This window comes from Microcoleus sp. Pol7_B2, assembly GCF_036701035.1.
In the GTDB taxonomy this organism is placed as follows: Bacteria; Cyanobacteriota; Cyanobacteriia; order Cyanobacteriales; family Microcoleaceae; genus Microcoleus.
In genome coordinates this window covers 43,647-69,856 of sequence record NZ_JAUBQB010000004.1, presented here as the reverse complement: position 1 = coordinate 69,856, position 26,210 = coordinate 43,647, and the positions used below count along the sequence as shown (strand labels likewise).

Below are 26,210 nucleotides of genomic sequence, written 5' to 3'. Positions count from 1 at the left end.
GAGGACAAGTTATGTCTAAACGCCTAAAGTTGGAGCCTCCTCAAACTCCAGAAAGAAGAGCAGGCATGATGAATTTTTCAGGGTGTCTAAAGGATTATTTCCACTTACCAGTCTTGGCTACGTAGCCGGCGGCCCGCTAATGCCCGCACTTGCTCTTCTGCGTCGGAAACTGCAAGCGATCGCAACAACGGCACAACTCCCGGATTTTCGGGATAATGTTCGATAATCGCTTCGAGCGCTGTAAATCTGGGATTGTAAGGAAAAGAACCGTTTTGATTGTCAACATCGCTCAAAGCTTGATCGCGCAAAAACTCAAACATTCCCGGCTCGTCTTTCCATCCCCGCATTAACTCTACCAGGGCGATCGCCCGCACCTGCGAATCTTCATCCTTTTGAGCTCTAATTTTCAGCCACTCGAAAGTTTGAGACTGATTTGTCCACCCTCGCGCTAACTTTTGCAAAGCGATTTGCCTGACAGCGGGACTCTCATCGCCCTCTGCTTTCGCCTCCAGCAGCATCCAAGTTTCAGGATTGTCCGGCCAGTTGTCAGCAAGTTCAAGCACCGCCGCTTGCCGCACCAGCGCTTCCCCAGAATCGAGCTCAATTTTCAGCCAAGGCAAGGTTTCTGGGTGGTCGGGCCACCCCCGGACGATCGATCGCACCAGCACGCTCAGCAGGTGAGAATCATGCTCCAACTCGACCCGGCTTTTGAGGAAAGGCAGCGTCTCGCCCCGGTGAGACCAGCGTTTTGCAATCTCTTCCACCGCAGTTTCTCGCACGTTGAGGTGTCTGTCAGACGCGGCGAGATTTTGCAACCAGCCAAAGACTTCGAGACTGCCTGATGCCAGTGCGGCGACAGCTTCCACTACTACTTGCCGCACAGTCCAGTAATCCTCGGAATCAGCTATTTTTTGCAGCAGGGGCAGGGTTTCTGGGTGGTCGGGCCAACCTGCGGCTATCTGTTGTAGCGCTATTTCTCGCAGGTCGGCGTCGCGATCGCCCAATGCTATATTTTTCAAAAAAGTCAGAGTTTCCGGGTTCCCGGGCCAGCCAGAGGCAATTGCTTGCACTGCGGAGCGCCGGACACTCGAACTCGCGTCGGACTCGGCTTTAGTTTTCAGCAGTGGGTAAATGTCTGGTTCGTCGGGCCAATGCGAGGCCAATTCTTCTAAGGCTGCTGTCCGCACTTCTTTGCTGCTGTCGGATTCGGCTAGGCTTTTCAGCAGCAGGCCAACGTCGGCTGCGGCGGGCCAGCCCGCTGCCAACTCCCGCACCGCTAGTGTTCGCAGGATAGAACTTCCTGTCTGGGCAAGGTTTTTGAGCAAAGATGCCGTGCCTAAAACGCTGTGCCAACCTCTGGCTATTTCTTGCCACGCTGCGACTCGCACTCCCAAATTTTCGTCGGATTCGGCGGCGGTTCTCAGCAGCAGCAAGGTATCTGTGCGATCGGGCCAATTAGAGGCCAATTGTTCGAGTGCTGCGGTGCGAACTGCGGGACTTTGATCAAACTGAGCCAAGGCAGTCAGCAGCGGCAAGGTATCGCTCGTGTCTGGCCAACCACAAGCCATTTCTCGCACACAGGTCGATCGCACTGCCCAGCTTCCATCTGATTTGGCGAGGTTTTTGAGCATCAGGTAAATTTCAGGCTGCTCTGGCCAACCACGGGCTATTGCTTCGACTGCTGTGGCTCGGACTTCGCCACAGTCGGTGGAGTGAGCGAGTATTTTCAGCCAGGGCAGGGTTTGCGGGTCGTTTTTCCAAGTTTGGGCGATCGCCGCGATCGATCGATTGCGAATTTGATAAGTTTCCTGCAATTCTTGAGCGCTTTGATAAAGAATCAGGAAACCCGTACCGTATTGCGATAACTTTTTTAAAGCATTTAACAGTTTTTTGGCGGTTTTTTTATTAACATCATTTTTAACTTTTAACAGGCATTGCGCTGCTAAAAACAAATTAATAAATTTTTCTTGTTGACCGTTTTGATCTGTGAGATATTCTATAATTTGGCTCGCTGTTTCTTTGTCGAGCTTAACTGCAATTTCTCTGAGGACTTCGTGCAAAGATTCGTCCCGCCAGTGCTGGCCGAAAACTTGTATGTTGAGTTCGCCCCCAGTCAGTTGACCGATTTTGAGTTGGGCATGGATTAACTCTGCTACAGTCTGGGGATTATTTTCGGAAACAAGTTTTTTTAACAACATACCGATACCCTGCCCCTGAAGTTTGTTTGCATTGAAAATCCTCGCATCAGCTCGGATATTAGTTGAGATTTTTTGAGCGATGCTGGAGTATGGAACCAATCGACTCTATTTTATACGAAAAATACTGAGTCGGGAGGGCCCCAAGGCAAAATCCGCCAGCACCCACAGGAATGTTAGGTGGTGGCGGATGGCGATCGAACAATTAAGCCCCTGAATCTAACTAACAGCTACTTGGACGCGATCGGCTACAACCCGAACCGCAAAAGTAGGAATCTTTACCGTTTCATCATCCAGACATTGCCCGGTAGTGAGACTAAAGTTTTGCTTGTAAATGGGAGAAGCAACTTTGAGAGTGCCGTTGCGATCGCCCACAAGTCCCCGCGACAAAACAAAAGCTTTGCTAAACGGGTCGTAATTGCTAAGCGCATAAACTTCATCCCCGTTTCCCACTCGGAAAATCGCGACTTGTTCGCCTTTAACTAAAGCGCAAACTCCAGTATAAGGGGCGATCGCATCGAGAGAACACACATCTACCCAAGTTGTTACTGTATCGGAAACTTGTAATGATTGAACCATCTTCTTTTCCTGTTAATTTACTTCAATCTCGTTCCCAGTCTCCGGCTGGGAACGTAGGTTTCGAGGCTCTGCCTCGCCGAAGGAGGCTCTGGCTTACGGTTCGAGGAGGCATAGCCTCCGGGACTTCATTCCCAGGCAGAGCCTGGGAACGAGATTAAACGAGATTAAATCTTGCTCGCTCCCCTTAGCAAGGGGAGGGCTGGGGAGGGGTTATTCCGAAACTCCAACCAGAGCCTTTTCATGTTCGTTAGCAGGCCGCGTTTGTCCCCGTTCCGCAACACGAACAATACTCGGATCGGGCAAATCGGAATTCACAAAATGCTGGAACCGCTGCACCTTTTGTGGGTCTTCAATCGTCGTTTTCCACTCACATTGATAAGTATTCACTAAATGTTCCATCTGCGCTTCTAATTCAGCACAAATGCCCAGAGAATCCTCAATTATCACCTGTTTCAAGTATTCAATGCCGCCCTCAAGCTTGTTCAACCAAGTAGCAGTGCGTTCCAATCTGTCGGCGGTGCGGATGTAGAAAACCAAGAATCGATCGATATACTTAATCAGCGTTTCCTTATCGATATCCGTCGCCAGCAAAACCGCGTGCTGTGGCTTAATGCCGCCATTGCCGCACACGTACAAATTCCAACCATTCTCTGTCGCAATTATCCCAAAATCCTTGCTTTGAGCTTCCGCGCATTCGCGAGTGCAACCAGAGACAGCAGATTTGAGCTTGTGGGGCGATCGCAAACCACGATACCGCAATTCAACCTCGATCGCCAAACTCGTTGAATCCTGCACCCCAAAGCGGCACCAAGTGCTACCAACACAAGATTTTACAGTACGCAGAGCCTTACCGTAAGCGTGTCCCGACTCAAATCCCGCATCAATCAACCGACGCCAAATATGTGGCAATTGATCCACGCGAGCTCCAAACAAATCAATCCGTTGCCCGCCAGTAATCTTAGTATAAAGCCCAAAATCCCTGGCAACTTCACCCAAAACAATCAACTTATCGGGAGTGATTTCTCCTCCCGGTATTCGCGGCACCACCGAATAAGTACCGTCGCGCTGAATGTTTGCCAAAAAGTAATCGTTCGTATCTTGCAAACCGACGTGAGACTTCTCTAAAATATGGTCGTTCCAAGTAGAAGCCAGCATCGAACCAACAGCAGGCTTGCAAATTTCGCAACCCTTACCTTTGCCGTGTCTTTCAATCAACTCCTCAAAGGTTTTAATCTCTTGAGAGCGCACTAAATGGTACAATTCTTGACGAGAATATTCAAAATGTTCGCAGAGATTATTTTTGACTGCAAACCCAGCTTTTTTCATCTCCGACTTGAAGATATCCGTCACCAAAGGCACGCAGCCGCCGCAGCCAGTCCCAGCTTGAGTGCATTTCTTGACGCTGGCAACATCTGTTAAATTGCGATCGCGAATCGCTTCACAAATCTGCCCCTTAGTAACATTATTGCAAGAACAAATTTGAGCCGAATCCGGCAAACTGTCTACTCCAAAACCCGCCGGGACTCCCCCTTCTCGCGGTGGCATTAACAAATCTTCGGGATGCGGCGGCAGAGCAATTTCATTTTGCATGAATTGCAGCAACGTGCCGTAAGCCGAAGCATCTCCCACGAGAATTCCGCCTAAAATTCGGCTGCCGTCTTGATTTAAAACTAATTTTTTGTAAATGCCTTGGAAGGTGTCAGTGACAACAATTTCTTTAGCATCGGCTGACTTGGGAAAAGGATATCCAAAACTAGCGACATCCACCCCCAATAATTTGAGTTTAGTGGACATATCCGCACCTGTAAAAGTGCTTGTGGAACGGGCATCCTGCCTGTCATCGGCTGCACGGCTCAAAATATCTGCTGCTACGCTTGCCATTGTATACCCAGGCGCAACTAAGCCATAGATGCGATTTTGATACAGGGCGCATTCTCCGATCGCATAAATGTCAGGATCGGAGGTTTGGCAGCTATCATTTATGATTATGCCACCGCGTTCTCCTACTTCTATACCGCAACTTCGGGCAATTTCGTCGCGGGGGCGAATGCCAGCAGAAAACACTATCATATCTGTTGCCAATTCCGAACCGTCAGCAAACAGCATTTTAGTAACTTTGCCCTCTTCGCTGACAATTTCTGTGGTAGATTTGGTTGTATGAACCGAAACCCCCAACTCTTCTATTTTGCTGCGGAGAATTGCCCCGCCAATTTCGTCAACTTGCACGGGCATCAGCCGCGACGCAAACTCAACAACGTGAGTTTTTAGACCCATATTTTGCAGAGCGTTAGCACACTCTAGACCTAACAAACCGCCGCCAATTACTACACCAGTTTTGCAATTTTTAGCGTAATCTGACATCGCCTCCAGGTCATCAATTGTCCGGTAAACAAAAGTTCCTGTAGCGTCTTTGCCTTTAATTGATGGCACAAATGGATAGGAACCGGTCGCGAGAACAATTTTGTCGTAGGGAACTTCTAAACCGTTGGCTGAAGAGACTATTTTGTGTTCCCGGTTAATGGCGACTGCTTTGTCGCCGATGTAAATTTGGATGCCGTTTTCTTGGTAAAATCCCGGTGCAACTAAAGATAAATCTCCCGCTGTTTTGCCAGAGAAAAATCCGCTGAGGTTTACGCGATCGTAAGCAACGCGCGGTTCTTCACAAAAAGTAATTAAATTCCAGTGTTTGGCAGCATCCGAGCTGACCATTAACTCTAGGAACTTGTGACCTACCATGCCATTGCCAATTACAATGAGGTTTTTTTTGGCTGTCATTAGAATCTCTTTTATCCCGTTTATCAGTCGTTGGGTTTATTAATATAAGACTTTATTGTAAATTTTTGTACTTATATATACAAAAAATGGATGTTTATGCAATTGTCGAATACTCCCGATTGCATTTTTGCATGATGTCTGCGATCGAGGTAAATACGGTGCTTCACCTAAGTCTTTTTGACAAAAGGATTAGTATTATACTAGGAAGGACTCTAGACTTTTATAATTTTTAATTATTATTTAACTAACAAGCGGCAAGTCCCGCGCCCAAAACCGTACGAGTGAAGTGAGGGGATGAAAACGCACAAATTAAGTGAGTTGAATGCCCACTTGATTTATAACTATTCTCGCATATGAGGAATACTGTAGCATCAGCGCTGGGTAGTTCACGCTCCCATGCCCGAATACTGCTTCAATCCCTGCCGCCAAAGCCAGCGATTCCACACAAAAAACACCGCACTCCAACCCAACATTACCAACAAACCGCGGCCTACATCTACGGGTAATCCTATCAAGATTGAAGCGGGAAAATGAATCAAATAAGGAAAAGGCGTCCACAAAACTACTTCGCGCACGGGTGCAGGAAACACTTCTAGCGGCGCGATAAGTCCCGATAAAAACAGGTAAATTAGAAACCAGAATTGCTCGATCGCACTTGCCCTTTCCAGCCAAAAAGCAAACAGCGCAAAGGTATACTGTATAAGAAACCGCAGACAAAAAGCCAATATAATAACCAGCGAAAAAAGCAAAAACCTACCCAAACTCGGCAGCCAAAAAGACTGCGGGTAAAGTGCAAAAAACAGCAGCACTAATCCCAATACAAACGGTAGCCTCGCAAACCTTTCGGAAATGTGAGATACGAAGTGGTGCCATACGGGATCGAGAGGCTGTAACAATCTATTAGATAGCCGGCCTTGCACTACTTCCTTTTCAAACTCCCAAATCACCCAAACTACATTTGTTTGCCTGACAATGAAAGCCGCTAAAAAATAACGGGCAAAGTCGATCGAATGCAGCCCAAATTGACCCGTTTCGGCCGCCTGCATCCAGACACCCATCAAGATAAACGGCAAAGCTCCCGACAGCGCCCACAAAAACAATTCCGCCCGGTATTCGAGCATATAAGCATAGTAGGTAACTAGCAAAGTTTTAGCAATTCTAACAATTCTGTTCATATCAATTTTAGAGTTAATTTTGAGGTGTTAGTAACGGGCTAAAAGCCGTTCCACAAAAACACTGAATCTCTACTGAAACAGGCATCTTGCCTGTTTTTTTGGGTTAGCAACGGTCTAGAACCCCGTTCCACAAAAACACTAAATCTCTAGTGGAACAGGCATCTTGCCTGTTCTACTTTATCAGTCTAGTAGAACAGGTATCTTGCCTGTTATAGAGAATGATCTTATCCAAAAAACCTTACACTTTTCCCGTGCGAAAAACTCTACCAATTACCTCTTCAATTGGCGGGTCGGTAACAGTTAAATCTATTACGTCCAAGTCCGCCAAAATCTTCGCCACGCTTACCGTCAGCTCTTCCCTTTTCACCAAAAACCGCACCGATTGTCCCTCAATAGATTCTACCTCGCCGTAAGCAAAAGCACTATCTTTTGCCAGCGGCTTAGCTAATTTTACCTGAACTTCCCGATAAGGTGCAAACCTGTCGAGCAATCCGTCTAAACTGCCATCATAAACTAATTGCCCTTCATGGATTAACAAAACGCGCTTGCACAAAGCAGTAATGTCAGCCATGTAATGGCTCGTCAACAGCACCGTTGCTTGATAGCGCTCGTTATATTCTCGCAGAAATTGCCTGACGCTAAACTGTGCGTTTATATCCAAACCTAAAGTCGGTTCATCTAAAAATAATACCTCCGGCTGGTGCAGCAGGGCCGCCATCAATTCAGCTTTCATCCGTTCGCCTAAAGAAAGCTTTCGTACCGGCTGATTCAACTTGCCTTCTAGTGACAGCATCTCTGTTAATTCTCCGACTCGCCGTCGATAATCTGTATCGGGAATGCCGTAGACTGCGGCATTGATTCGTAGAGAGTCAAGCACGGGTAAATCCCAAATTAACTGCTGTTTTTGCCCCATCACTAAGGTAATTTTTTGCAAAAAATCGGCTTCGCGACGGAAAGGAGTACGATCGCACACTCTCACAGTACCAGCCGAGGGATAAATCAAACCAGTCAGCATTTTCAGCGTAGTAGTTTTGCCCGCACCGTTAGCACCGAGAAACCCCACCACTTCCCCCGGTTCAATACTGAAAGAAACGCCCTCAACTGCTTTGATATTGCGGTAAGTGCGACTAAAAAAGTGTCGCACTGTTCCTTTAAGCCCCGGTTCTTTAATCGCTACCGGATAAACTTTGCTCAAGTCTTCAACTAAGATAATTGGCATCGGTTCAAATTTTAACTTTTATTTTAATCTAGGGTATTTCCATCAGGCTTGTGCCAAGATGGAGCGATCGAGCTGTCTATTAGGGTGCGCCAGCGATTGCTCGATCGCGAGTCAGGAAGTAACTATGTTCTGGCGCACCCTAATAAGCTGTAGAATATTGCACAATATCCATGCTCACATCGCACAAAGTTTACAATTATGGTACTCACCCCAGATAATTCAGACATCCCTCGTTTGGTAGGAGACAATTCTCCTGAAAATATTACACTTGCACCAGGACAACTTGCTAGTTTTCCTGGGGGACTTTGGATGGTGGGTGGCAATGATACTGTCAGGGGCTCGTCAGATGCAGAACGGATTTTCGGTAACGATGGTAAAGACAGTCTGTTAGGTGGTGTCGGCAGTGATTCTATTTACGGTGGCAAAGATGATGACGATGTTTTGGGAGAAATTGGCGAGGATTTCTTGACAGGAGATAGAAATAGCGATTTCCTTGATGGGGGTGCGGGAAATGATTTGCTGCGTGGAGGACAAGGTGTTGATTTGTTAGTGGGCGGTGACGGTAATGATACTTTAATTGGCGATAGAGAGGTGGATATTTACCAAGGTGGTGCAGGGAGCGATGTCTTTGTTTTGCGAGTCGATCAAGCGGGAAGCAGATTAGTTGGAATAGAAGTTTCTGACGCGGTAATTGTGGATTTTGATAAGTCTAGCGATTCGATTGGCATTAGTGTGGCATTTACCAGTAGCAATATCTCCTTGGAAGAGGTAAGTTATAGCTTGAACGATCCGAGACTGCTGCTGATCGATCCTGCAAGTATAGCCGGTGGAAGTAGCTTATTAGCCAAGGGCGGCATCTCCCAGCGAAGTCTCGATCCCGATGGCAACGGCCGTGTGGAAGCTACTAATATTAGATTTGGTTTTACTAATGCTTTGTTGGGTACTGTGTTGAACGTGACCCCAGCCGATTTAAACGGTCGTTTTATTAATGCTAATTCTTTGCTTTAATTCGTGGGTTATATATCCCTAGTAGGGTGCGCTAGGCGCACCTTACCCATTACGCATTATCTAACTCACCGTCAAAACTGCGCGATAGCGCACTTGATTGTCCCGGACTTTCTGCATTGCTTCATTCGCTTGTGCGAGCGCAAAAACTTCGATAATCGGCTCAATCCCAAACTTCTCTGCAATTGACAGCATTTCATTAATCATAGCGCGACCGCCGATCGGCGAAGCCATAATTCGCCGTCGCTTCATCAGCAACGGAAACAAGGGAATGCTCAAAGGTGCGTCGGGAACTCCCACAAAAGCAAGCGCACCGTCAGAATCGAGAAAATCAATGTAAGGAACCCAATCTAAAGCAGCAGGAACAGTGCTCAACAAAATATCTAATTTGCTGCTGGGCGCTTGAGAAATTTCGCCTTTTCCTACTACAATAGCTTCGTCCGCCCCCATTTTCTGTGCAAATTCTGCCTTATCTTGGGAAGTAGTAAAAACTGTAACGCGGTTGCCTAATTTTTTCGCAAATTGCACTGCCATGTGTCCCAATCCGCCGATGCCGAGAATGCCAATTTCTTGCCCGGAACTCATCCCCGCATTCCGCAAACCAGCGTAAACCGTAATTCCGCCGCACAACAGCGGCCCCGCTATTTTGGAATCGATGCCTTTGGGAATAGGAAAAGCAAACCGGGAATCTACCATCAAATAATCGGCAAAACCGCCCGGACCTGTAACAATTAATCCCTGGTTTTCATCGCAGAGATTTTCGTTACCGCGCAAGCAGTCGCGGCACTGCAAACAAGACGACCTTTGCCAGCCGACACCAACGCGATCGCCCACTTTTAAATGAGTCACTTGCGGCCCTATTTCTGCCACTTCTCCGATAACTTCGTGGCCCGGAACGAGGGGATATTTTGATTGACCCCAGTCATTGTCAATCATGTGTAAGTCTGAGTGACAGATGCCGCAAGTTAAGACTTTTATCAGACATTCATGTACTTTGGAAGGTTCAACATGGAATTTGTATTCTTCAAGCAATCCCCCTGTTTTTTTAGCTGCCAGTGCTTTGATTTGCATGGTGGTGTTTCCTGGTTTGTTTGCCATTATAGTGTTCGGGGCGGGTTTAGCAGTCTCTTTCTTTAGTTGTATATATTCAAGGGAAGCTGCCACTAGGACTCAGGCGCGTTACTAATAATTTGTCTGGTGCGCCCTGGGTACCTTACCAGTTACCAATTATCCATTACCAATTAGTCTCACAACTTGCCTTTTTCCATTGCCCACTGCATCAAACCAGGGAACAAACGATAAGCTTCCGATGCCAAAAAAGCAGGGCCGACGGTAACTTCTGCACGCTGATTTTTCACAGCATCCCAGATAGCTTTAGCAATATCTTCTGGCTGAGTTGCCCACTCAGATTTCAGCATTTTGCTCATTTGCTGACGGCGCGATTCGACGGCGGGTTCGTCTCGATCGCGAAATTGAGCTCTTTCTAAAAAATCACTGTTAATCAGGCCCGGATGCACGGCGCAAACGTGAATACCTTGAGGCGCTAATTCCAATCGCAAAGTTTCTGTTAAACCGGTTACTGCATATTTGCTGGCACAATAAGCAGTCATTTGAGGCAAAGGCATTTTGCCACCAATAGAACCAACATTGACTATTGTCCCTGTTTTTCGTTGCAAAAAATGTGGCAAGATTTCTTGAATTGTGTTAACGCAACCCCAAAAATTGGTATTCATTAATTGCTGCCAGTCTTCGGAGGTAGTGTGCTCGATCGCCCCCGTGAGACAAATGCCAGCATTGTTAACTAAAACATCGATATTGCCGCAGGTATCTAGGGCTTTTTGGACGATCGCGCGCACTTGTTGACTGTCGCCAACATCCCCCGGGATAGCGACAGCCGAAGAGCCTTCTCGCTGCACTTGAGCCACTGCTGCTGCCAATCTCTCTGGCTGGCGAGCTACCATAACTACATCGTAACCTTTACTTGCAAATAAAATTGCTGTTGCTTTGCCGCTTCCTTGAGAAGCGCCTGTAATCAAGACTGTAGGAGCCATAGATAGTTATAAATTGTAAGTGGGTAATTTGTTTTTTACGATATTGAAACTATAACAGAGGTCTGGTAATTTTAGGGGCGCTCTATAATTAATAATTATTGAGTATAGGAATTATTTGTGCTTCGGGAATGGGCTTTTTTTAACGAACCGCGTAAGCGCTAGGACACGAAGGAAGAGAGGAGAGGAGAGGAGAAGAAGAGAATAGAAATTATTCATAATTTGTGCGAAAATTGCTTTGTAAATTTTCCCAATGCCCAATCCCCAATGCCCAATGCCCAATGCCCCATGCCTAAATAATGAATCTTCCGAAACAAACGCCTAATTGGTCGATCGCCCTAGTGTTAATTATCGGCGTTTTAGCCGTCTCAACTTCCTCAATATTAATTCGGCTGGCTAACTTTTCAGCAGGGGCGGGCGGTTTGGGTTTCAGTCTGGTACTCGCGGCCTCTCGTCTGACTTTATCTGCTTTAATTCTGCTTCCGGCTTGGCGGAAAATTCAGTGGAACGCGCTGCAACCGGGAGCTCGGCGCTATGCTGCTGCTGCGGGTTTGTGTCTCGCCCTGCATTTTGCCCTCTGGATTACCTCACTTTCTTATACTTCGATCGCCGCCTCGACGGCCCTTGTCACCACTAATCCTGTCTGGGTAGCGCTTTTGTCGCGCTTCTGGTTCGGGGAAAAACTCAGCAAAATGTCGATCGCTGGCATTACTATAGCCCTGACTGGGGGAATGGCGATCGCTCTGGGAAGTGCGGGCGCAGCTAATGCCGGCAGCAGCCAACTGCTGGGCGATTTCCTGGCTCTGGCTGGTTCCTGGGCTGTCAGCTTGTATTTGCTGCTGGGCCGGGAAGCTCAGCGGCGGGGACTGGGAATTGGTGGCTATATCGCGATCGCCTATACTGTTGCTGCGATCGTCCTGCTGCCTCTCCCCTTCGCCTTCGGCACTACTTATACTAATTACCCCGACATTGTATATTTTTATATTTTGTTAACGGCTGCTTTGCCTCAGTTAGTCGGCCACACCATTTTGAACTGGGCGGTAGTGCAGATTTCCCCAACTCTGGTAACTCTTGCCATCTTGTTTGAACCGGTTGGGGCGAGTTGGTTGGGTTATTTGCTGTTTGGGGAAGTGCCGGCGCCGGCGGTACTCGCAGGTGCTGCGGTGCTGCTGTTGGGGGTAGCAACCGCTACCCTCGGAGCAAAAAAAATTACTGTCAACAGTTAAGAGTTAACAGTTTTCGACATTGCCACTACAGTTGCCGTAAGTCAGAATAAAACAAATTAGGGCTTAAAAACCCCAATAACTCATCAGTGAAATATCGATTCAAAACTATCAAAGGTCTGAGTAATGACTAATAATACTCGGCTGCCTTTAGGAGAATAAAATTATGCTGCCAGAACAACTACAGCGGATCATCGGCTACTTTATCGAAGAAGCCACAGAACAGATCCAAATTATCGAACCCGGCTTGCAAGGTTTGCAAAACACCGTGCCAGAACCCCAAAGAATACACCAGCTCATCCGAGCCTCGCACTCGATTAAAGGGGGAGCAGCTATGCTCGGATTTAGCAGCATTCAGCGCATTGCTCATCGGTTGGAGGATTATTTAAAGCTGCTGAGAGAATGTCCGATCGCCATTGATAGCAGGCTACAATCGCTCTTAACCGAAGTTTTTGATATTTTAGCCGCCCTCGTGTCCAAGGTTTCTAAGGGTTTTGGGCTCAACCACGAAGACGCAAACCAAATGCTCTCCCTCGCCGAACCGGTTTTTGACGAACTCGACGCTTACCTGAGATTGCGAATTCCTACTCGCCTGACTGTGAGAGCTACTACGGACGAACATATTCACGTTTTCTCCGGTTACTGCACCTCCCTGAGCGAATTTTCCTCGGCTATCGCTTCGCGCGTTGGTTTGCTGGGAGGCACTATTACCCGCCACGATCAGGATAGCCAGGGGATACGCCTGTGTATTGACATTTACCTGCCGCCTTACACCAGGATCGAAAACATCCGCCAAGCTGTCGAACTCTCGGGCGCTATTATCGGGAATGTTCAGACGCAGCGGGACTTTTCGCTGCTGGCGACTGCGGATTATCCGGTTTACCAAAGTGCGATCGAACCTCCCGCAATTTGCATCGGATGCCGCTACTATTACGGCAGAAGCGATGGCGGCTACCTGCTCAACTGCACGATCCATCCCCGCGGCCCGGAAACAGAAGATTGTCGCGATCGCGAACCGGAATAAGCGCGGAAAACTCAGCCCCCGGAACTACGATTGGTCACCCGAAAAACTTTCTTCTGATACCAATATTTTCCCGGAAACATTTCACATTACCCCCTGCCTATTTTTTTTTGAGTTGCTAGATAATTAGATCTTTCTCTGTTAGACAACTAAATCCTTGTTCCTTCTGAAAGCTCCCCTAACAACTGATACCGCAACTCTAATTAATTGCATCATGCTTGCAGGATGAGCTATCGCCCAGACATTGATTGTCAGACAAGTGATTCCCATAACTAGCAAGATGTATGTCGGAGGCATGACTACCCCGATCGCGAACCAGGTAAAAACATGAAATATCATTGCTGTAGCCCAAAGGCTGGCGACAACTACAGACGCCCAAATTTGCATTCGAGGTCGGTTTAGTCCTATCAAAATCGCTGTCTGCAAAGTAGTCAGCAAGTTTGCCGGAACTAAAAAGGCACAGATAGCTATGCAGTAGGTATGAGAAAATTCAGTAACTGTATTGAAGTCGATCATCAGTCTAATTGTCGGGCCTGTTGGGTATACTTAAAGAGCTTAGCGTGACTTGACTTTCAGATCTTGTCACCATTACCTTAACTTAATATTTCAGTAAGTAGGCCGCTCTGGAGACGCATTTCTCTCCCCCTTTTGCAGCAGGCAAAATCTTACCACAAATATTAAAGTTTTGGGAAATTATTAAACATACTTGAAGAATGGCAACAATTGCTATGATAATTAACATCGGGAAACGATAGTATAGAAGAGCCAAGTCGATAAAATTTCTAGAAGGCTGAAGCGGCTTGAACAGCCACACATAGGGCAGGCTGATTTTCGACTAAATCATTTTGATGCGCTGATTCTCGGATGATTGATTCTCAGTGTCCGTCCAGGGCTCGATCCATTATGCGATCGAACAATATGAGATTATTATGGAAAAGCCAATTTGCTCTCAAATCTCCAATCATTAGAACCCTCTCGACATTTTACAGCGGAAGACAAAGAAAATGGATCTACAAATCACAATTCCCGCACTCGAAGAAGTTGACTTGACAAACTGCGACAGAGAACCCATTCACATATCGGGGCACATTCAGCCACACGGAGTGCTACTTGTTGTACGAGAACCTGAACTAGAAATACTGCAAGTCAGCGAAAATACGCAAGATTTGTTAGGAGTAGATCCGGAAAGTGCGATCGGTCGAAATTTGAGCTTATTCTTCAATCGAGTTCAACTAAAAAAACTCAAGCTTTGTTTGTGTAATGAAAACTTAAAAACCGTTAATCCCATTAAACTCTCTGTCATAAACAAAGGTAAATATTTAGAATTTGACTGCATCCTCCACCGAGTAGAAGAAGTATTGATGGTCGAGTTGGAATTAGCCACCAGCCCCGAAAATCTTTCTGTTTTTAGTTTTTATCATTCAGTGAGAGCCACGATCAGCAAAATTCAAAGCGCCCAAAATCTCAAGGAATTATCTCAAATAACTGTAGAAGAAGTCAGAAAAATATCTGGTTTTGATAGAGTGATGGTCTATCAATTTGACCACGAAGGCAACGGCGCTGTAATCGCTGAAGACAAAGCAGAAATGCTGAGTCCTTTCTTAGGATTAAACTACCCAAGTTCAGATATTCCAAAACAAGCCAGACAACTGTATGCGTTAAATTGGCTGAGGTTAATCCCAGATATTAATTATCAACCAGTCCCCCTTGTTTCAGGAAATAATGCTGTCACGACCCAGCCCCGAAACCTGAGTTTCAGCGTATTGAGAAGCGTTTCTCCCATTCACATAGAATACCTGCAAAATATGGGCGTTGCAGCTTCGATGTCAATCTCATTAATCAAAGACAAAAAACTGTGGGGATTGATTGCTTGCCACAACTATACACCAAAACACCTCAACTATGAATTGCGCGCCGCCTGCGAATTTATCGGGCAAGTAATGTCCTTAGAACTGCAATCAAAAGAAGGAAACGAAGACTACGACTACAAATTATACTTAAAATCCATTCAAACCAAGATTTTTGAAGACATATCCACGTCCGAAAACTTGTCAGAAGTGTTAGTTAAATGTCAGCATAATTTGCTAGAAGCAGTCAACGCCCAGGGAGCAGCAATAGTATTTGGAGACAATTGCTATCAAGTAGGGCAAACACCTCAAGGAGAAGCGCTCAAATACTTAACTAATTGGGTGCAAGAGCATTTAAATCAAGAAATTTTTTATACAGACTCGCTCACAAAATGCTATCCAGAAGCTGAGGAATTTAAAGACACAGCCAGCGGGTGTTTGGCCATAGCAATATCCCCGACTCAGAAAATATACGTTTTGTGGTTTCGCCCGGAAGTAATTAAGACCGTAAATTGGGCGGGCAACCCCAACAAACCAGTTGAAACCGATGAAGATGGCAACCCTCGACTGTCTCCTCGGAAATCCTTCGAGCTGTGGAAAGAAAATGTGAGGTACAAATCGTTGCCTTGGAAACAATGCGAAATAGACGCTGCATTGGAACTGAAAAAAGCAATGATTAATATAGTGCTGTGTCAAGTCGATAAACTCGAAAAATTAAATAGAGCACTAGAAGAATCAGTCGCCCGGGAACGGGAAAAAACTGCTAATTTAAAAACAGCGATGTCCGAGCTTAAGCGGGCGCAAACTCAATTGGTGCAAAGCGAAAGAATGTCAAGTTTGGGACAGTTGGTGGCGGCGGTAGCCTATGAAGTCACTAACCCGATTAACTTCATCTACGGCAATCTTAGCTATGCTAATGAATACAGTCAAAAAATGATCAATTTATTGCAGCTTTACGACCAGCACTATCCGTCGCCTTCGCCAGAAATTCAAGCACAAATAGAAGCAGTAGAATTAGAGTTCATAGTTGAAGACTTACCGAAGTTGCTGGGTTCAATGAAAGTAGGAGCTAACCGCATCCGCGAGATAGTTCAGTCGCTGCGAAATTTCTCTAGAATTGACGAAGCAGAGATTAAACCCGTTGACATTCACGACGGATTGGACAGCGCTTTGCTGATTTTGAGCAATCGACTCAAACCGAAGCCCGATCGCCCTGCAATTCATCTCATCAAAGAATATGGCTCTCTGCCTTTGGTGGAGTGTTACGCAGTTCAAATCAACCAAGTATTTATGAATGTACTGGCAAATGCAATTGATGCTCTCGAAGAGGCCTTTGTCAACAATAATTTATCCTCGCAAGCCGGGGACAAAGAAGAGCCAGTTAAGTACGGACAAATTCGGATTGTGACTGAACTTTGTCCGGGAAAAAAAGCCGTAGCAGTTCGGATCGAGGACAACGGTTGGGGCATGACCCAAACAGTTCACCAGAAAATTTTTGAGGCGTTTTTTAGCACAAAACAGGTGGGCAAAGGTGCGGGGATAGGTTTGGCGATTAGCCACGAAATTGTGGTAGAACAACACGGTGGCAAATTGACTTGCATTTCTGCCCCCGGAGAGGGAACCGAGTTGATTATTGAGATTCCCTTGAGCCAAATTCATCCGACACCAATTGTCAAGTGAAAAAAAGTCCGCGCTAGCGAAGCTATCCCAAAGGCTAGGAAATCGACCAAATTCACAAATCGAAAATTAGATTAAAATACAAAAGCAGCTAAGTAGATTTGAGCCAATTCAGAGGAAGCTAGTATGACTGAAAAAAAAACCGCCCAATGGGATGCCGGCCGGTTTCTCAAAACCTTGGCTTATTTCGGCGTCATTCCCTTCATTGGCAGCATTAGCTGGCTGCAACAACTCTTTGGAAGCAGCAGCAAAACTAAAAAAGACCAACCCAAACTGGTACTGGTAGCCGGTGCCACCGGCGGCGTCGGGAAGCGAGTTGTCAAGCGGCTGCAACAGCGGGGATATAAAGTACGCTGCCTCGTCAGAGATGCTAAAAGAGCAACAGAAATTTTCGGCAAAAATGTCGAGTTAGTCGAAGGAGATATCACACTCCCAGAAACCCTAACACCGCTAGTAACCGAGGGCATAGAAGCAGTTATCTGCTGTACCGGCACTAAAGTTCAACCAGTAGAAGGAGACACTCCAACCAGGGAAAAATACTATCAAGGCATCAAATTTTATATGCCGGAAGTTGTGGATGTTCCCGAAATAGTCGAATACAAAGGCCTCAATAATTTAGTCCAAGCTGTTCGCCGCCAGCTAATTCAAGCAGGCGAAAAAACAATTTTTGACTTCACAAAACCCAGCCAAGATTTAAAAGAAACTTGGGGTGCGCTCGACGACATTGTGATGGGCGGCACTAGCGAAAGTTCGATCCGGCTGACAGACAATACGGCTATATTCACAGGCAATGTTTCTACAGCCAACTCGGGTGGCTTTGCTTCGGTGCGTACCCGCAACTTCGATCCTCCGCTTAATCTCGCAGGATTTAGCGGCCTCTACCTGCGCGTCAAAGGAGACGGCAAGCGCTACAAATTGATTGTTCGCAACGAAGCTAAATGGGATGGAATTGGCTATTGCTATTCGTTTGATACTGTTTACAATACCTGGATTACTATCACCGTTCCTTTTGATGAGTTAATTCCAGTATTCCGCGCGAAAACTGTTAAGGATGGCTCTAAATTTGATGGCAGCAGTATTTTTTCTTTTCAGTTAATGTTGAGCAAGTTTGAATATGACGGCGCGCTCAACCCGAAATTTACACCGGGTATTTTTCAAATCGAGTTAGAATCTATTAAAGCTTATGGGGGACAGACTTTGCCGCGATTTGTGATGGTGAGTTCGGCAGGAGTTACCCGCCCTGGCCGTCCGGGAATTAACTTGGAAGAAGAACCGCCGGCAGTCAGGATGAATGATATGTTGGGGGGGATTTTGACTTGGAAGCTGAAAGGGGAAGATTGTGTGCGATCGAGCGGCATACCTTATACTATTGTCAGACCCTGCGCTTTGACTGAAGAGCCGGGAGGCAAAGCTTTAATATTTGAACAAGGAGACAATATTAGGGGCAAAGTCAGTCGGGAAGATATTGCAGAATTGTGCGTGGAGGCTTTGGAACAACCTCAAGCTTGCAACGTTACTTTTGAGGTGAAAGAGGGGGAAAATGCCAGTTCTCCCGGAGACTGGCAGGCTTTGTTTTCGGGAGTTAAATAATTATTATTTGTAGGGTCGAAGTCTAGATACCCCCTAACTCCCCTTAAGAAGGGGGGGACAAGAAATCGTTTCAAGGACTCAGCGCAGGTGCGCCGAATAGCACCCTACAAATGCGAGTTTTATAACTGGTTCCCAGGCATAGCCTGGGAATCAATTTCCAGAGGCTCTGCCTCGCTTGTGAGTAGGAAAATTGGAGGCAGAGCCTCCGGATATGCGTTACCAGGCAGAGCCTGTTAACGAGTAAAATTACCAATTACCCATTACTATGTCTGTGACTTTTTCCCGACGCTCCTTGACGCCTTATTTGTTTTTGCTACCGGCTTTATTTATTTTGAGCTTGACTGTTTTATGGCCGGCGGTGCAAGCTTTTTATTTGAGTTTTACCAACTACGAATATGATTTAACTCAAATGCCGCAGTGGGTGGGTTTAAAGAATTTTAACAGGCTGTGGGGCGATCGCACATTTTGGCAAACTTTGACGAATACGCTGCTGTATCTCGCTTGCGTTGTGCCTGTATTGGTTGTTCTACCGTTGGGAATGGCGATTTTGTGCAACCAAAAACTTAAGGGGATGAACTGGTTTCGAGCAGCATACTACACGCCGGCGGTGATTTCGATGGTTGTCGCCGGGATTGCTTGGAAGTGGCTGTTTGCTGAGACTGGACTGCTGAATCAGTTGGGGGAATTGTTGGGTTTACCTCCTGTTTCTTGGCTGGCTAATCCGAAGTTAGCAATCTTTAGCGTCATGGCGGTTACTATCTGGAAAGGATTGGGCTATTACATGGTGATTTATTTGGCAGGGTTGCAAGCTATTCCGGCAGAACTTTATGAGGCTGCTGCTATTGATGGTTCTGATGGTTTGGGAAAGCACTGGGATATTACTGTGCCGCTGATGAAGCCTTATTTAGTTTTAGTTGCGGTAATTTCTGCGATTTCTGCTACTAAGGTTTTTGAAGAAGTTTATATTATGACTCAGGGCGGGCCTCGCAATAGTTCTAAGACTGTGGTTTATTATCTTTACGAACGGGCTTTTAAGGATTTGGAAATTGGCTATGCTTGTACGATCGGGCTGGTTTTGTTTTTGCTAATTTTGGGTTTGTCGATTTTGCAAGTTAGCCTTCAGGGTTTGACTCGCAATGATTAAGATTTATGACGGATTAGAAATGACGCGCTCCGGCCATCATAAACTTTGTTTCTCGTTCTCATTCCTGTGATTACCAGGAGTTTGTTAGATTCAGAAACCGGGTTTATTGGTCTAATTTCTACTAATTTTAGACTGGAATCTCGAAGTAATGCGATCGCTCACGGTTTTGGGCAGGTCTTATTGGCGAAATCACAGGTATAAATATAGGGTTTCTGCCAGTTCAGAGGAATTTCTAATAAATCCCTGGTTCCGGTCATTCCCTGTCCCAGAAAGAGCAGCACAGCGATCGAGCTCAAGATGACATGGATAGTGCGCCAGCGATTTGAGCGGTCTTTGTAAATGTCTTCAATGATGGCAAGCGAGAAAACCATAATTAGCGCAGCGGTGATGCCAATGTAGTAGTGAGACCAATACCATTCATTGGTTCGCCGATAAACGCCATCTTGAGTGCCAAGAATTACCAAACCAGTACCTGTTAGGGTTGCAAATATGCCGCGCCATAAAGCGGGTGTAGCTCGATATAGCATGACCAAAGAGGCGACAGTTGCAACAAACATCAGCACAATGAAAATGACCTGAAACGAGTTTTTGCTCCAAACATCCTTGCTCAAAATATGCTCAAAAATCGGGTAGGCTAGACCCAACAAAGTCACTCCTACCACAGAACCTGAGAGGATTCGACCTGCTTTGACGTGTTCGGGGCCGACTACAGGTGGAATTTTGCTCTTGGTGTCGATCGCAATTTGCTTCCGACGCTGCATGGTTTGCCACCCCATATTGAGAACAATACCAAGCATAGGAAAAACAATCGCTACAGCTAAAATAGGATGCAGCAAAGCCAGAAAATCTTTAAATTCCATAGATCACCTTTTTGTTGAAGAGGGTTGGCTTCATCAACCCGGTTTTTGCGATACATAATATCATACCCGGCGATCTAAGCACAGTAAGTTTGCAGTCAGGACTAATAGTTATTATTCACTGGCATAGAGAGGATTGAAGTCCTGACTACAAACACGCTTTATGAAAGGTAACTCACCAGAAATGGTGATAAATCAGAAGCTAGGATATAGCAGTTGTCAATTGCGTGAGGTACAGCTTTCTCAATTACGCAATTACCCAATTACAATTACCTTGTTCTCAGGGAAATGAAAACTGCTGGCAGTAAGGTCAGTGGCGCTTAGCGACTAATTACCTGCATCACTTTGAGCTTAGCTGAACAGTTCTTTGTTATTCACAATAATAGGCTAATTTTTGTTCGCTAAAGCAATGTCACCAGGGATATCGCCCATCCACTGTGCTTGTACTTTCTTGTCGTAGTTGAGATAAAGCTTCCGATTAACGATTTTCTAGGCGTCACAAGGGTTGGCTTGTGCAACCTTATTGAAGTGTATATTCGTGCGTTACGGATTAAATTAGAAGCAAGTAACTCAAAACGCCTGCTGCATACTGTTCGGGGAGTTGGATATGTGCTGCGAGAGCAAAAGTGATGAGGGGCGGGTTTACAAATACTTGGGATATGAAGTATGGATACTGGTGAACCCGCTCCTATTATACTACCTATTTTTTTTGTAAAAAATAGACTTAGAAATCCGGCCGTTCCTGATAATCTTCCGCAGAACTCGGGTCTAATTCCCAGCGACTTCCATCTCGATGTTCAAGCATATTTGTTGTGTTCAAAATAGCACCATCGGCCATCTCTATGCCCGCAGCGGCTCCGAGTTCGTCAACCATATCCATGTCGGGAGTAGGCGCTGTTCCGCCCACGGATTGCTCGCCAGTGGCACTTTCTTGTTCCGCAGCAGGATCGCCATCCTCGCCGCCGATTTGGGAACTGGTGGAAGAGTATTCCGAACTGCTGTCCTGCAGGGTTGTTATGTCGTCTTGGCTCGCTCCCGGTTGATCGATGACGCCGGTACCGTAAGATTCGGTAATTTCTTGAGGCAATTCGCCCAAATTATCGCGTTCTGTTGTAGTTTTTTCGTTGCTTTTCTTTTGCTGTGCCACGATACTTGCTCCTGTTTGTTTTTGAACTACATTAAATTAAAGATGTCCGAATTTGGCTTTAACAGAATTGTTTTTATTATATTGCCATTGGCTATAATTAAGTCGTATTATAATTGCTATTTAAGCTTTTAGCTTCTATCCCAGGAAATATATTGAGTCGGCTCAGCTATTTCATTGGGAATACAAAAAGCGATCGCCCTTTTGCAACGGGCGATCGCTTTTTAATGGGGAGGGTAATTCTATTCAGGAAAATCAGGAATTATCCATTTGGGGGGTTCCGTCCGTTTCCTTCTCACCGCTTCCTCTGCTATTTCTAGCATTTTATCCAGAGAAGTATTTTCAATAAAGTTGGACGTTGCTTGTGCGTATTCCCGCTTCGGGCACTTGTCGCCCAGAACGCAGCCATTGACGCAAGCTACAGCACAATCGACAGTGTTCTCCACCATAACTTTTTTCCTTTCACGGTTCCAACAACTAATAGGCAGGTACTCTGGGGGAATTTGTCAAGAGACTGCTCTATATCTTTATTTTACTTCACAAATTGTCATCAAAGGTCGATCGCCAGGGCAAAACTGTTATAAAATCAAAGCAACCTACCTAATCTGCCGATCGTGAGTAATTTTCTGCGGCGCTTAAAGCTTTTACCTTGGCGAGAAATGCTGCAAATTGCCGCCCTCGTCAACTGCATCGTGCTTGGATTGGAGTTATTTTTAGCCTGGGGTTTCACGCAATCGCGACCAATCCGCAACGTCGTGACGCTTCTTTACAGCCCCTCCCTCGGGACATTGATACCTTTCGCTGCTGCAGTGGGAATGGGAGCTTTAGCAGTGTACTTTTTAGAGTATTGGCAACAACAATTTTTGCTCAACCGAATTAGTTTGTGGGTTTTAGTTTTCTGCGTGCTCTTGGGTTTGGTGTTAAAGTCATTCCTACCCATCCCTCCTTTATTAGCAAGTTTATCGGAAGCTGCACTAATCGGAGTTACTGTGGGAGTTTTTTGGAAGGGCCGGCCTTATTGGCGATAGTCATGCCATTTTAGATTTTAGATTTTAGATTGGCTATGACTGATGAAGATTCCGGTTTCGAGCTTGTCTACAGTTGCATTTTTTTGTGAAAATAGTATCATTAGTCATTGGTCATTGCTTATTAGTCTATATGTAGGGTGCGCCGGGCCGCGCACCTTACCGCTTCAAGCAAGAAATTCCTTATTCCTTCTTCCTTCCCTCCGTTAAATCCGTTGCCGAACTTCCTTCTTCTTATGGCAGCCAAAAATCTGGAATGAATGTTTTAGTCAAACTGCGAGTAAACTGATTAATCTTTCTCCCGATTTGAATGTGCGGTTCGTCAGCTTCCACGGGAATAATTGCCGCTTTGTTGCCGATTCTGAAACGCGAAATTACCAAATTTGCCGCTTCTAAACCAGTAACATAAGCTTTTTCCTACGACCAAGAACCGTGGCGGGTCACAACCCAATCGCCGCTCATGAATACATTATCATAACTTGTTACCGCAGGCAACAAATATTGATAGCTGCCAGGGGCAAAATGCGTCACCGCCCGCGACAGCCGAATCGCACTGCTGTCAATTACTTTGGCCTCCCGAAAAGCGGGAATGCAAGTCGCTAAATCCCGCTGAACTAAGGAAACTATTTCCTCATCTTTTAGGGGAATTAATTGGTTTGCGTGATAAAAGTCAGCTTCGACAACTGTTCCCGGTTCGTCTCGAAATTCGTCGTGCAAAGCATTCAAATCAAAAAACGTCCAACCTGTAGTTGAACTAAATCCAAAACAGGCATTGGAAGGCAGCGGAATGTCAATTTTTCTGTCAAACCACAGGCGAACAGCTAACACGTCAACGGCACCCAAATTCATCGCATCCCTAAACTCTTGGCGGCTTTGCAAAGCTGGGCTGCTGCTGATAATTTTTTGCATTCCCGTGACGCCAACTGCCAAAATAACTGCATCTGCCTCAAAGGTTTCTTCGCCGCAAACAACGCCTGTGGCTCTGTTGTTGCTGTCAACAATTAAATCAGTAACTCGCCGCTGAGTCAATACTTTTGCGCCGATTTTTTCAAGGCGATCAACCCAGGGACGAAAGATTTTTTCTCCGACTGTTCCGCGACACCAAACTACATCAAAATCAGGTTGTTGTGCTAATATGAAATAATACAGCATTCCCAAAGCTGCGGCGGCAGAACATTGTTCTCCTGGTGCAAATAAACCTACTAATAACATCGGTTCAAAAGCATCGCGGTACAGTCTTGCAGAAACGCCAAACTGTTTGAATAATTCGCGGGCCGTGACGCGATCGTACCTGCGCCAAGCTTCGTCGGAATTGTCGAAATCTAGGACGGCGTAGAGTAAGGGTAAGGCTGAAAGCCGATCGACTAATGGCAGCCTTTTAAATCGGGTGTAAAGAAAGGTTCCTAACGGTGTGGGAAGGCGCGGTTCGTCCTGAAAAATCGGCGATTCTACTTCCAATCCGGCGGGTGAATACTGACAAGAACGAGTCCAAGGCGTGAAGGGATCGAGTCCTAATTCCTTGACTAAGGAAAAGATATTTTTGTAGGGATACCAGAAGCCATGAATACCTGCTTCTACGGAACGGCCGCCGGCGGTTTTCCACCCCGCAACTAACCCACCCGGATAAGGGCCTGCTTCTAGCAGGGTGACATCATAGCCTTGCTGGGCTAGGTGATAGGTAGCGCCTAAACCGGCCCATCCTGCACCGACGACGACTATTTTTGGGGTTGACGATTCTGCTGACATTGCGTACCTCTTGATAATTTATTAATGATGACATAATTCATAAAATCCGGATTTGATATAAAATGTGTTGGATTATGTGCTAAATTTCGCTTGAGTGAATAATGAGTGTCAAAAACCGCCAGCAAACTAACCTGTTGCTGCTATTATTTCCCGCTACGGCATGGCTGATGGTTTTCTTCATTTTGCCCGTGCTAATTGTACTGTTGTACAGTTTTTTAGAACGCGGTACTTACGGGGGCGTTACTTGGATATTTACTCTCAGCAACTACCAGCGTTTGTTCAGCGGGCTTTTCTTAGGAGTAATTGGGCGATCGCTCTGGCTGGCTTTTCTGACAACCGCCGCTTGCTTGTTAATTGGCTATCCCCTAGCATTCTTCATCGCCACCCGTTCTCCTCGCTGGCGAAATGCTTTGCTTTTACTGGTAATTATTCCATTTTGGACTAATTTTTTAGTGAGAACCTACGCCTGGATTGTACTCCTGCGTAGCGAAGGAGTAGTTAACACCGCCCTGCAAAGCTTGCAAATTATTAGCGAACCGTTAAACTTGCTTTTTACGCCTTTCGCTGTGGCGATCGGTCTTATTTACGGCTATTTACCTTTCATGGTTCTGCCTTTATATTCTAGCATAGAACGCTTCAATTTTTCACTGGTAGAAGCAGCTCACGATTTAGGAGCAAATGATATTCGCACTTTTTGGCGCGTATTTTTACCATTGACAAATCGCGGTATTGTTGCAGGTTCAATTATGGTTTTTGTTCCAGCCGTCGGCGCTTTCATCACACCGGATATATTGGGCGGTTCTAAAACAGTTATGGTGGGAAATTTGATTCAAAATCAGTTTATGAAAGCCCGCGACTGGCCTTTTGGGTCGGCGCTTTCTATGCTGTTGACTGTAATCATATTGATTCCGGTTTTAATTTACTTCCGCGTGTCTGATGAAACTCAATAAGGTAAGGTATACACAAATCGTTGCAGCCTGCGTTTAGGTTAAGAGGCGCTAATGACTAATGACTACTGACTAATGCTACTGACTAATGACTAAAACAAAACTAGATTTACTCGTGCGGGCGATCGGCAAAAAGTGGCTTTGGGTACAAGCTGCACTAGCATTTGCCTTTCTTTATTTGCCAATTCTCATCTTAATTATTTACTCCTTTAACGCCTCCAGATTCAATGCCGTTTGGCGCGGCTTTACCCTCGATTGGTATCGCAGTTTGTTTAGCAATGCAGGCGCGACGATTGCTACGAGTAGCAGCGCCGGAATCTGGACAGCACTCAACAACAGCTTGCTAATTGCAGCTATTTCGACTGTGCTAGCAACCGTTTTTGGTACAATGCTCGCCCTAGCACTGGAACGCTTTCATTTTCCGGGGCGCAAAGCAGTAGAAGCTTTACTGTTTTTGCCGATTATTATGCCCGAAATTACGATCGGCATTTCGCTGCTAGTTTTCTTTACCCTAGTATTTCGGATCGTAGAAAATCTCACTGGAATTCGCCTCAATCTCGGCTTACCTACTGTAATTATCGGTCACATTGTCTTTAATATTTCCTTTGTGACTATTACTGTCAGGGCGCGTTTGGCGGAACTAGATCCTCAATTAGAACAAGCAGCTTTTGACTTAGGTGCTAACGAATGGCGGGCTTTTTGGCGCATTACTCTCCCTCTCATTTGGCCCGCTATTTTCAGCGCGGCACTGCTGGCTTTTACTCTGTCGCTGGACGATTTTGTCGTGACCTTTTTTACCACAGGCGTCGGTGCGATGACGCTGCCCTTATTTGTTTATGGTCTGATAAAATTCTCAGTGACGCCAGCGATTAATGCCATTTCAACTTTGATGTTGTTGGCTTCCTTGTTGTTGGTTGTATCATCGTTAAAAGTTCAGAAAAGTTAAAAGAATTGCTTTCTGTGTCATAATTATTTTTGTCTGCAACTAACAAA

Annotated in this window: 22 protein-coding genes and 1 pseudogene; 10 read left to right on the top strand and 13 right to left on the bottom strand. The window is 45.9% G+C overall.

The window, feature by feature from the left end:
- Nucleotides 1-104 precede the first annotated feature (104 nt).
- From QUA57_RS02730 to QUA57_RS02710, 5 genes are all read right to left on the bottom strand, one after another.
- The gene (locus QUA57_RS02730) at nucleotides 105-2,198 is read right to left on the bottom strand and encodes a HEAT repeat domain-containing protein (RefSeq protein WP_333059325.1); all 2,094 of its coding nucleotides are present in this window, start codon (nucleotides 2,196-2,198) and stop codon (nucleotides 105-107) included.
- A 216-nt stretch (nucleotides 2,199-2,414) separates the two neighbouring features.
- Nucleotides 2,415-2,774, bottom strand: coding sequence for a nitrite reductase small subunit NirD (gene nirD, locus QUA57_RS02725; RefSeq protein ID WP_333059326.1), 360 nt, complete (start codon nucleotides 2,772-2,774; stop codon nucleotides 2,415-2,417).
- A 210-nt stretch (nucleotides 2,775-2,984) separates the two neighbouring features.
- Nucleotides 2,985-5,549, bottom strand: a complete 2,565-nt coding sequence (nirB, locus tag QUA57_RS02720) for a nitrite reductase large subunit NirB (RefSeq protein ID WP_333059327.1) — start codon at nucleotides 5,547-5,549, stop codon at nucleotides 2,985-2,987.
- Between the two features lie 386 nt (nucleotides 5,550-5,935).
- On the bottom strand, nucleotides 5,936-6,724 hold the full coding sequence (locus QUA57_RS02715) for an ABC-2 family transporter protein (RefSeq protein WP_333059328.1): 789 nt from the start codon (nucleotides 6,722-6,724) through the stop codon (nucleotides 5,936-5,938).
- A gap of 238 nt (nucleotides 6,725-6,962) precedes the next feature.
- A complete protein-coding gene (locus QUA57_RS02710) occupies nucleotides 6,963-7,943 on the bottom strand; it encodes an ATP-binding cassette domain-containing protein (RefSeq protein WP_333059329.1) in 981 nt (326 codons plus the stop codon).
- Between the two features lie 198 nt (nucleotides 7,944-8,141).
- Here QUA57_RS02710 and QUA57_RS02705 point away from each other — a divergent pair, with 198 nt between their 5' ends.
- Complete coding sequence (locus QUA57_RS02705) at nucleotides 8,142-8,951, top strand: calcium-binding protein (protein ID WP_333059331.1); 810 nt, start codon at nucleotides 8,142-8,144, stop codon at nucleotides 8,949-8,951.
- A gap of 60 nt (nucleotides 8,952-9,011) precedes the next feature.
- Here QUA57_RS02705 and QUA57_RS02700 read toward each other — a convergent pair whose 3' ends face one another.
- On the bottom strand, nucleotides 9,012-10,019 hold the full coding sequence (locus QUA57_RS02700; protein WP_333059332.1) for an NAD(P)-dependent alcohol dehydrogenase: 1,008 nt from the start codon (nucleotides 10,017-10,019) through the stop codon (nucleotides 9,012-9,014).
- A gap of 176 nt (nucleotides 10,020-10,195) precedes the next feature.
- A complete protein-coding gene (locus QUA57_RS02695; protein ID WP_333059333.1) occupies nucleotides 10,196-10,999 on the bottom strand; it encodes an SDR family oxidoreductase in 804 nt (267 codons plus the stop codon).
- Nucleotides 11,000-11,295: 296 nt separating this feature from the next.
- Between QUA57_RS02695 and QUA57_RS02690 the strand changes: the two genes are divergently transcribed.
- Together QUA57_RS02690 and QUA57_RS02685 are read left to right on the top strand one after the other, a co-directional pair.
- A complete protein-coding gene (locus QUA57_RS02690) occupies nucleotides 11,296-12,222 on the top strand; it encodes a DMT family transporter (RefSeq protein ID WP_333035619.1) in 927 nt (308 codons plus the stop codon).
- Nucleotides 12,223-12,385: 163 nt separating this feature from the next.
- Nucleotides 12,386-13,243: an Hpt domain-containing protein gene (locus QUA57_RS02685; RefSeq protein ID WP_333059334.1), complete on the top strand. Its 858-nt coding sequence runs from the start codon at nucleotides 12,386-12,388 to the stop codon at nucleotides 13,241-13,243.
- A 138-nt stretch (nucleotides 13,244-13,381) separates the two neighbouring features.
- Here QUA57_RS02685 and QUA57_RS02680 read toward each other — a convergent pair whose 3' ends face one another.
- Nucleotides 13,382-13,756: a hypothetical protein gene (locus tag QUA57_RS02680; protein ID WP_333035615.1), complete on the bottom strand. Its 375-nt coding sequence runs from the start codon at nucleotides 13,754-13,756 to the stop codon at nucleotides 13,382-13,384.
- A 488-nt stretch (nucleotides 13,757-14,244) separates the two neighbouring features.
- On the opposite strand from QUA57_RS02680, the gene QUA57_RS02675 reads away from it, so the two are divergent.
- From QUA57_RS02675 to QUA57_RS02665, 3 genes are all read left to right on the top strand, one after another.
- Nucleotides 14,245-16,767 carry an ATP-binding protein gene (locus QUA57_RS02675; protein WP_333059335.1) on the top strand — a complete coding sequence of 841 codons (2,523 nt, stop codon included), beginning with the start codon at nucleotides 14,245-14,247 and terminating at the stop codon, nucleotides 16,765-16,767.
- Between the two features lie 123 nt (nucleotides 16,768-16,890).
- On the top strand, nucleotides 16,891-18,354 hold the full coding sequence (locus tag QUA57_RS02670) for a CIA30 family protein (protein WP_333059337.1): 1,464 nt from the start codon (nucleotides 16,891-16,893) through the stop codon (nucleotides 18,352-18,354).
- 265 nt (nucleotides 18,355-18,619) lie between these two features.
- A complete protein-coding gene (locus QUA57_RS02665) occupies nucleotides 18,620-19,498 on the top strand; it encodes a sugar ABC transporter permease (protein WP_333059338.1) in 879 nt (292 codons plus the stop codon).
- A gap of 158 nt (nucleotides 19,499-19,656) precedes the next feature.
- Here the strand turns inward: QUA57_RS02665 and QUA57_RS02660 are convergent, their stop codons facing one another.
- The gene (locus QUA57_RS02660; RefSeq protein WP_333059339.1) at nucleotides 19,657-20,358 is read right to left on the bottom strand and encodes a DUF4079 domain-containing protein; all 702 of its coding nucleotides are present in this window, start codon (nucleotides 20,356-20,358) and stop codon (nucleotides 19,657-19,659) included.
- 510 nt (nucleotides 20,359-20,868) lie between these two features.
- Here QUA57_RS02660 and QUA57_RS02655 point away from each other — a divergent pair.
- A pseudogene (locus QUA57_RS02655) lies at nucleotides 20,869-20,985 on the top strand (winged helix-turn-helix domain-containing protein); the annotation flags it as partial.
- A 94-nt stretch (nucleotides 20,986-21,079) separates the two neighbouring features.
- On the opposite strand, the gene QUA57_RS02650 reads toward QUA57_RS02655, so the two are convergent.
- Both QUA57_RS02650 and QUA57_RS02645 read right to left on the bottom strand, forming a co-directional pair.
- The gene (locus QUA57_RS02650) at nucleotides 21,080-21,502 is read right to left on the bottom strand and encodes a DUF6335 family protein (RefSeq protein ID WP_333059341.1); all 423 of its coding nucleotides are present in this window, start codon (nucleotides 21,500-21,502) and stop codon (nucleotides 21,080-21,082) included.
- 239 nt (nucleotides 21,503-21,741) lie between these two features.
- Complete coding sequence (locus QUA57_RS02645) at nucleotides 21,742-21,948, bottom strand: hypothetical protein (protein WP_333035607.1); 207 nt, start codon at nucleotides 21,946-21,948, stop codon at nucleotides 21,742-21,744.
- 165 nt (nucleotides 21,949-22,113) lie between these two features.
- On the opposite strand from QUA57_RS02645, the gene QUA57_RS02640 reads away from it, so the two are divergent.
- Nucleotides 22,114-22,527 (top strand): peptide chain release factor 1, encoded by a 414-nt coding sequence (locus QUA57_RS02640; RefSeq protein WP_333059343.1) that lies wholly within the window; start codon nucleotides 22,114-22,116, stop codon nucleotides 22,525-22,527.
- 231 nt (nucleotides 22,528-22,758) lie between these two features.
- Here QUA57_RS02640 and QUA57_RS02635 read toward each other — a convergent pair whose 3' ends face one another.
- Together QUA57_RS02635 and QUA57_RS02630 are read right to left on the bottom strand one after the other, a co-directional pair.
- Nucleotides 22,759-22,905, bottom strand: coding sequence for a hypothetical protein (locus tag QUA57_RS02635; protein ID WP_333059344.1), 147 nt, complete (start codon nucleotides 22,903-22,905; stop codon nucleotides 22,759-22,761).
- A gap of 36 nt (nucleotides 22,906-22,941) precedes the next feature.
- On the bottom strand, nucleotides 22,942-24,270 hold the full coding sequence (locus tag QUA57_RS02630) for an FAD-dependent oxidoreductase (RefSeq protein ID WP_333059346.1): 1,329 nt from the start codon (nucleotides 24,268-24,270) through the stop codon (nucleotides 22,942-22,944).
- 101 nt (nucleotides 24,271-24,371) lie between these two features.
- Here QUA57_RS02630 and QUA57_RS02625 point away from each other — a divergent pair, with 101 nt between their 5' ends.
- Entirely contained in the window at nucleotides 24,372-25,220 is an 849-nt protein-coding gene (locus QUA57_RS02625) for an ABC transporter permease (protein WP_333059348.1), read from the top strand.
- 85 nt (nucleotides 25,221-25,305) lie between these two features.
- Nucleotides 25,306-26,163, top strand: coding sequence for an ABC transporter permease (locus QUA57_RS02620; RefSeq protein WP_333059350.1), 858 nt, complete (start codon nucleotides 25,306-25,308; stop codon nucleotides 26,161-26,163).
- Nucleotides 26,164-26,210: the final 47 nt, after the last annotated feature.

Bases quoted from the DNA above. Each gene is read 5' to 3' on its own strand.
- QUA57_RS02730 (WP_333059325.1), bottom strand. From the start codon at position 2,198: ATGTTGTTAAAAAAACTTGTTTCCGAAAATAATCCCCAGACTGTAGCA.
- nirD (WP_333059326.1), bottom strand. From the start codon at position 2,774: ATGGTTCAATCATTACAAGTTTCCGATACAGTAACAACTTGGGTAGAT.
- nirB (WP_333059327.1), bottom strand. From the start codon at position 5,549: ATGACAGCCAAAAAAAACCTCATTGTAATTGGCAATGGCATGGTAGGT.
- QUA57_RS02715 (WP_333059328.1), bottom strand. From the start codon at position 6,724: ATGAACAGAATTGTTAGAATTGCTAAAACTTTGCTAGTTACCTACTAT.
- QUA57_RS02710 (WP_333059329.1), bottom strand. From the start codon at position 7,943: ATGCCAATTATCTTAGTTGAAGACTTGAGCAAAGTTTATCCGGTAGCG.
- QUA57_RS02705 (WP_333059331.1), top strand. From the start codon at position 8,142: ATGGTACTCACCCCAGATAATTCAGACATCCCTCGTTTGGTAGGAGAC.
- QUA57_RS02700 (WP_333059332.1), bottom strand. From the start codon at position 10,019: ATGCAAATCAAAGCACTGGCAGCTAAAAAAACAGGGGGATTGCTTGAA.
- QUA57_RS02695 (WP_333059333.1), bottom strand. From the start codon at position 10,999: ATGGCTCCTACAGTCTTGATTACAGGCGCTTCTCAAGGAAGCGGCAAA.
- QUA57_RS02690 (WP_333035619.1), top strand. From the start codon at position 11,296: ATGAATCTTCCGAAACAAACGCCTAATTGGTCGATCGCCCTAGTGTTA.
- QUA57_RS02685 (WP_333059334.1), top strand. From the start codon at position 12,386: ATGCTGCCAGAACAACTACAGCGGATCATCGGCTACTTTATCGAAGAA.
- QUA57_RS02680 (WP_333035615.1), bottom strand. From the start codon at position 13,756: ATGATCGACTTCAATACAGTTACTGAATTTTCTCATACCTACTGCATA.
- QUA57_RS02675 (WP_333059335.1), top strand. From the start codon at position 14,245: ATGGATCTACAAATCACAATTCCCGCACTCGAAGAAGTTGACTTGACA.
- QUA57_RS02670 (WP_333059337.1), top strand. From the start codon at position 16,891: ATGACTGAAAAAAAAACCGCCCAATGGGATGCCGGCCGGTTTCTCAAA.
- QUA57_RS02665 (WP_333059338.1), top strand. From the start codon at position 18,620: ATGTCTGTGACTTTTTCCCGACGCTCCTTGACGCCTTATTTGTTTTTG.
- QUA57_RS02660 (WP_333059339.1), bottom strand. From the start codon at position 20,358: ATGGAATTTAAAGATTTTCTGGCTTTGCTGCATCCTATTTTAGCTGTA.
- QUA57_RS02645 (WP_333035607.1), bottom strand. From the start codon at position 21,948: ATGGTGGAGAACACTGTCGATTGTGCTGTAGCTTGCGTCAATGGCTGC.
- QUA57_RS02630 (WP_333059346.1), bottom strand. From the start codon at position 24,270: ATGTCAGCAGAATCGTCAACCCCAAAAATAGTCGTCGTCGGTGCAGGA.
- QUA57_RS02625 (WP_333059348.1), top strand. From the start codon at position 24,372: ATGAGTGTCAAAAACCGCCAGCAAACTAACCTGTTGCTGCTATTATTT.
- QUA57_RS02620 (WP_333059350.1), top strand. From the start codon at position 25,306: ATGACTAAAACAAAACTAGATTTACTCGTGCGGGCGATCGGCAAAAAG.